Source organism: Pseudonocardia sp. KRD291, from assembly GCF_019263595.1.
In the GTDB taxonomy this organism is placed as follows: Bacteria; Actinomycetota; Actinomycetes; order Mycobacteriales; family Pseudonocardiaceae; genus Pseudonocardia.
Window position 1 is genome coordinate 1 of the sequence record NZ_JADQDD010000370.1, and the last position, 5,326, is coordinate 5,326.

Sequence of the window (5,326 nt, forward strand, 5' to 3'; positions counted from 1 at the left end):
TGTCCTCGTGGTACTCGGCGTGGATCGGCGTCCGGCCCAGGACGCTGCCCAGGGCTCCCTCGGCGCGGGTCATGAACGAGTGCCCGGCCTCGGGGTAGGTCTTGACGTCGTGCGGGACGCCGTGGCGCTCGAGGTCGGCCGCGAGCTGGTCCGGGTAGTCGCCGATGAACGCGTCGCGCCCGCCGTAGCTGCCCACCACCGGGCACGCGCGCTGCAGCGGCAGCGGTGCGCGGCCGTAGAACGGGGCGCTGACCTTGTACATGCCGGTGTCGGCGAGCAGCAGCGCGAAGCCGCCGCCCATGCAGAACCCGATCGTGCCGATGCGGTCGGCGTCCACGGTCGGCTGGTCGGTGAGCCAGCGCCGGGCCGACTCCAGGTCACCCAGGGCCGCGCCCTCGCCCGCGGTCATGGTGGCCATCGTCGCGGCCACGCAGAGCGCCCGGACCTTGCCGCGCGCGAACAGGTCCGGCACCAGGACCGCGTACCCCTCTGCGGCGAGCTCGCGCGCGATCCGGCGCATCTCCGCGGTCATGCCGAACGCCTCGTAGACCATCAGCAGCGCGGGGTGCGGCGGGCTGCCCGGGGTGTCCTCCGGGCGGACCAGGAATCCGGGCAGCCGGCCGCCGTTGAGGCTGGGGATCGAGACGTCGGACTCGACGGTCATCAGGACCTTCCTCCGGAGGGCAGGCGGACCAGGCCCTCCTGCATCGTGCTGGCGACCAGGCGGCCGTCGGCGGTGTAGAACCGGCCGGTGGCCAGCCCGCGCCCGCCGGACGCGGACGGCGAGTAGCAGGTGTAGAGCAGCCACTCGTCGGCGCGGAAGGGCTCGTGGAACCACATCGCGTGGTCCAGGCTCGCCATCTGCACATCCGAGGAGCGCACGTCGTGGCGGGCGACCACCGAGCCGAGCAGCGTCAGGTCGCTGGCGTAGGTGAGCAGGCAGACGTGCAGCAGCGGGTCGTCGGGCAGCCGGCCGTCGGCGCGCATCCACACCCGCATCGGATCGTCCGAGGCACCGAGCCGACGCGCCGACCAGACGGGCTCCTCGACGAGGCGGATGTCGAGCGGGCGCGGGGCGCCGGCCAGCCAGCCGCCGCTGTCACCCTGCATCGCCCGCACGCCCAGGTCCGGCAACGACTCCGGGTCCGGCGCCTCGACGGTCAGCGGCTCGGTGTGCTCGAGCCCCTGCTGCGCCACCTGGAACGACGCGGACAGAGAGAAGATCGCCTCGCCGTGCTGGATGCCCATCACGCGGCGGGTGGTGAACGAGCGCCCGTCGCGCACCCGCTCGGTCTCGTAGACGATCGGGACGCTCGGGTCGCCCGGGCGGATGAAGTAGGCGTGCAGCGAGTGCACGTGCCGGTCGTCGGGCACCGTGCGCCCGGCCGCGACCATCGCCTGCCCGGCGACCTGCCCGCCGAACACCCGCGGCATCGAGTGCGGCGGGCTCACGCCGCGGAAGAGGTTCTCCTCCAGGCGCTCCAGGTCGAGCAGCGCGGCCAGGCCGGGCCGGTCACCCCCGTGCTCAGGCGTGGTCGTCCTCGCCGAGGCGGTGCACGCGGATCAGGTTCGTCGAGCCGACGGTCGCGGGCGGCGAGCCGGCGACGATCACCACCAGGTCGCCCGGCTTGAACCGGCCGATGGACAGGATGGCGTTGTCGACCTGGCGGACCATGGCGTCGGTGGACTCCACCCGGTCCACCAGGAACGTCTCCACCCCCCAGGTCATCGCGAGCTGGCTGCGCACGGCGGGCTCCGGGGTGAACGCGAGCAGCGGCAGCCGGGTGTGCAGCCGGGACAGCCGGCGCACCGTGTCGCCGGACTGGCTGAACGCGACCAGCGCCCGCGCGGAGAGCCGCTCACCGATGTCGCGGGCGGCGTAGGACAGCACGCCGCGCTTGGTGCGGGGCACGTGGTTGAGCGGCGGCACGTCGGCCGGGCCGGCCTCGACGGCCTCCACGATCTGCGACATCGTGCGCACCGTCTTGATCGGGAAGCGCCCGACGCTCGTCTCGCCGGAGAGCATCACCGCGTCGCTGCCGTCGAGGACCGCGTTCGCGACGTCCGACGCCTCGGCCCGGGTCGGGCGCGAGTTGGTGATCATCGAGTCGAGCATCTGGGTGGCCACGATCACCGGCTTGGCGTTCTCCCGGGCGATCTGGATGGCCCGCTTCTGCACCAGCGGCACGTTCTCCAGCGGCAGCTCCACGCCCAGGTCGCCGCGAGCGACCATGACCCCGTCGAAGGCCAGCACGATGGCCTCGAGGTTGTCCACCGCCTCGGGCTTCTCCAGCTTGGCCACGACCGGCAGCCGCCCGCCGCCCGCGCTGTCCATGACCTTGTGCACCAGGTCGACGTCGGCCGGGCTGCGCACGAACGACAGCGCGATCACGTCGACGCGCAGCGCGAGCGCGAACTCCAGGTCGGAGATGTCCTTCTCGGACATCGCCGGCACGGTGATGTTCATGCCGGGCAGGTTCAGGCCCTTGTTGTCGCTGACCGGGCCGCCCTCGGTGACCCGGCAGACGACGTCGTTGCCCTCGATCCCGACGACGCGCAGGCCGACCTTGCCGTCGTCGACGAGCAGCCGGTCGTCCACCCGGGCGTCGGTGGCCAGGCCCTTGTAGGTGGTGGAGACGCGGTCGTGGGTGCCGGCGACGTCGTCGACGGTGATCCGCACCTCCTCACCGGTCTGCCACTCGGTGGGCCCGTCGGCGAACCGGCCGAGGCGGATCTTCGGCCCCTGCAGGTCGGCGAGGATGCCGACCGCGCGACCGGCGTCGTCCGCGGCCTGGCGGACCATCGTGTAGACGTTCTGGTGGTCGGCCCGGTCGCCGTGGCTGAAGTTGAGTCGCGCGACGTCCATCCCGGCGTCGACCAGGTCCCGGATACGGTCCGGTGTCGCGGTGGCCGGGCCGATGGTGCAGACGATCTTCGTACGGCGAGTCACGCGGACCAGCCTAGCGCCTGTCTGAAACGATCAGGTTGCTGGACGGAAGACGGCGTGGCGGGTTGGGGGAACGACCGGTGATCGGGCGATGGTCGCCTCTCGCGGCCACGATCGTGGCGAGCCTGCTCGTGCTGTTCACCCCCGCCTCCGGGGTACCGACCGCTCCCCCGGGCACCGACAAGGTCGTCCACCTGCTGCTGTTCGCACTGCTCGCGGCGACCGCCCGGTGGGCCGGCCTGCGCTCACCGGCCGTGCTCGTGGGCCTGCTGGTCTACGCGGGCGCGTCCGAGGTGGCGCAGGCGCTGCTGCCGATCGGGCGCAGCGGCGACGTCGTGGACGCGCTCGTCGACGTCACCGGTGCGGTCCTGGGGGTCGGTCTGTCCGCCCTGCTCACGCGCCGCCGCAGCGGCGACCGGACCTGACCTGGCCGATCCCACCACCCACATCCCGGCGAGCAGCACCGCCAGGGCGGTCGCGGCCACGGCGAGGGCGACCGGGCCGGTCGCGATCCGCTCGCCGAAGAAGATCCCGCCGGCGATCACACCCACCAGCGGGTCGACGACGAGGATCGGGGCGACGACCGCGACCGCCCCGGACCCCGTCTGCAGAGCGCTCTGGCTCAGCTGCACCGACCACGCCCCCAGCAGCACCGCCACGTAGATCGCGGGATGGCCCCACGGCTCGGTGAGCCCCTGACCGAGCTGCAGTCCGACCTGCTTGAGCGCCACCGCGGTCACGCCGTACCCGAGGCCGACGCACGCGGCGAGGGCGGTGGCCCGGCGAGGACCGCCGCGGCGTGCCCACCCGACGGTCGCGAGCATCACGCCGCCGCACCCGGCCGCCGTCACGAGCGTCGCCGGGCCCGACGGCCCCGGGCCGGACCCGGTCGTCGGGGCCAGCGCCACCAGGACGCCGACGAGCCCGAGCACGGTCAGCCCGACCCCGCACAGGGTCGCCCGCGTCGGGCGCCGGCCCAGGATCAGCCGTTCGGCCGCCGTGGTCGAGATGATGCTACCCACCAGCACGCTCTGCACCAGCAGCAGGGGCCCGGTCGCCAGCGCCAGCATCTGGAACCCGACGCCGGCGATCGCCGCGACGGCGCCGATCCACCACCACGGTTTGCGGACGAGGGCCCGGAGCAGGCGGGGGTCACCGGCCGCGAACGGCGCGACGGTGAGCGCGGCCCGCCGCTGGGCGACCCCGGACACGCCGAACACCAGGGCGGCCAGCACGGCCCCCGTCACAGCCCCTGTCACCGCCCCTGTCGCAGCCCCCGTCGCAGCCCCGGTCACAGCCCGACGACCGGCCGGTGGTCCACGGCCGGTGGTCCGAGCGCGGCCCGGACGGCGTCGGCCGGGTCCGCCCCGGCCGGCCACGGGAGTGCGACCGGGCCGCGTCCGCCCGGCCGGAGCCCGGGGTCGGGCCGGACCCGGTCGATCGCGGCGGCGAGGGCGTCCGGGTCGCGGGGCCACGGTGCGAGGCCCGCGTCCTGGAGGACCCGCGCGTTCGCCCGCCCGTGCCCGGGGATCGGCAGGTAGGTCACGGTCGGGAGGCCGGCCACGATCGCCTCGCTGACCGCAAGGCCACCCGCGTTGTGCACCAGCACGTCGGCGGCGGCCATCAGGTCGGGGACGTCGTCGCGCCACCCCAGGGCCACCACCCTGGGGTGGCCGCGCAGCCGCCGCCGCAGCACCGCGTTGCGGCCGCAGAGCACCAGCACGCGCGCGGTCGGGTGGCACAGGATGTCCGCGATCGTGCGCGGGACGTCGCCCATCCCGAGCGACCCGGCGCTGAGCAGGACGACCGGGACGTCGCGCGGCAGCCACAGCCGGGCGCGGAGCCGGGCGCCGTCGCCCCCGCGGCCGAACCCGGGCGCGCACAGCGGGCCGGCGGCCGTGGCGTGGACGCCGTACCGGGCGGCGTCGGAGGCGGTGGCTCGGGTCACGGTCAGGTGCACGTCGACGTCCGGGTGGCACCACAGCGCGTGGGCGGCCGGGTCGGTCAAGTAGGTGATCGTGGTCGCGGGCATGGCGCCGGAGCGGCGCAGCGCGCCGAGGGTCTGCCCGGCGAGCGGGTAGGTGGAGACGACGACGTCGGCGCCGGCCGCCCACCGCGCGACGGTGGCCCCGGCGCCGGCGCAGATGCCGTCGGTGACCCGCCGGACCGCGCCCGGGCGCTCCAGGGCCCGGAACACGCCGTCGAACACCGCCGGGGCGTGCTGCACGGTGGGTGCGTAGAGGTCGCGCAGCACGCGGCGCGCGGGCGGCGCGACGGCGTCGAGGTAGTCGTGCACCGCGACCTCGGTCCCGGACGCGGTCAGCCGCCGCGCCAGCTCCCGCGCGGCTCCCTCGTGGCCCTGGCCGACCGTCGCCCCGA

Annotated in this window: 5 protein-coding genes and 1 pseudogene; 1 reads left to right on the forward strand and 5 read right to left on the reverse strand. The window is 74.9% G+C overall.

Annotated elements, in window-relative coordinates; genetic code table 11:
- The 3 genes from I4I78_RS29875 to pyk all read right to left on the reverse strand — a co-directional run.
- Nucleotides 1–664 (reverse strand): dienelactone hydrolase family protein (locus I4I78_RS29875; RefSeq protein WP_218614855.1); only part of this gene is annotated, 664 nt, incomplete at its 3' end.
- Nucleotides 664–1,503 (reverse strand): acyl-CoA thioesterase II, encoded by an 840-nt coding sequence (locus I4I78_RS29880; protein WP_226380692.1) that lies wholly within the window; start codon nt 1,501–1,503, stop codon nt 664–666. The genes I4I78_RS29875 and I4I78_RS29880, both read right to left, overlap by 1 nt.
- Before the next feature lie 22 nt (nt 1,504–1,525).
- Nucleotides 1,526–2,950, reverse strand: a complete 1,425-nt coding sequence (gene pyk, locus I4I78_RS29885) for a pyruvate kinase (protein WP_218614856.1) — start codon at nt 2,948–2,950, stop codon at nt 1,526–1,528.
- 128 nt (nt 2,951–3,078) lie between these two features.
- Between pyk and I4I78_RS29890 the strand changes: the two genes are divergently transcribed.
- Nucleotides 3,079–3,372 (forward strand): VanZ family protein, encoded by a 294-nt coding sequence (locus I4I78_RS29890; protein WP_308252442.1) that lies wholly within the window; start codon nt 3,079–3,081, stop codon nt 3,370–3,372.
- Nucleotides 3,373–3,405: 33 nt separating this feature from the next.
- Here I4I78_RS29890 and I4I78_RS33145 read toward each other — a convergent pair.
- Nucleotides 3,406–4,326, reverse strand: a pseudogene (locus tag I4I78_RS33145) (DMT family transporter); the annotation flags it as partial.
- Nucleotides 4,239–5,326 (reverse strand): glycosyltransferase (locus I4I78_RS29895; RefSeq protein ID WP_218614857.1); only part of this gene is annotated, 1,088 nt, incomplete at its 5' end. The gene I4I78_RS29895 and the pseudogene I4I78_RS33145, both read right to left, overlap by 88 nt.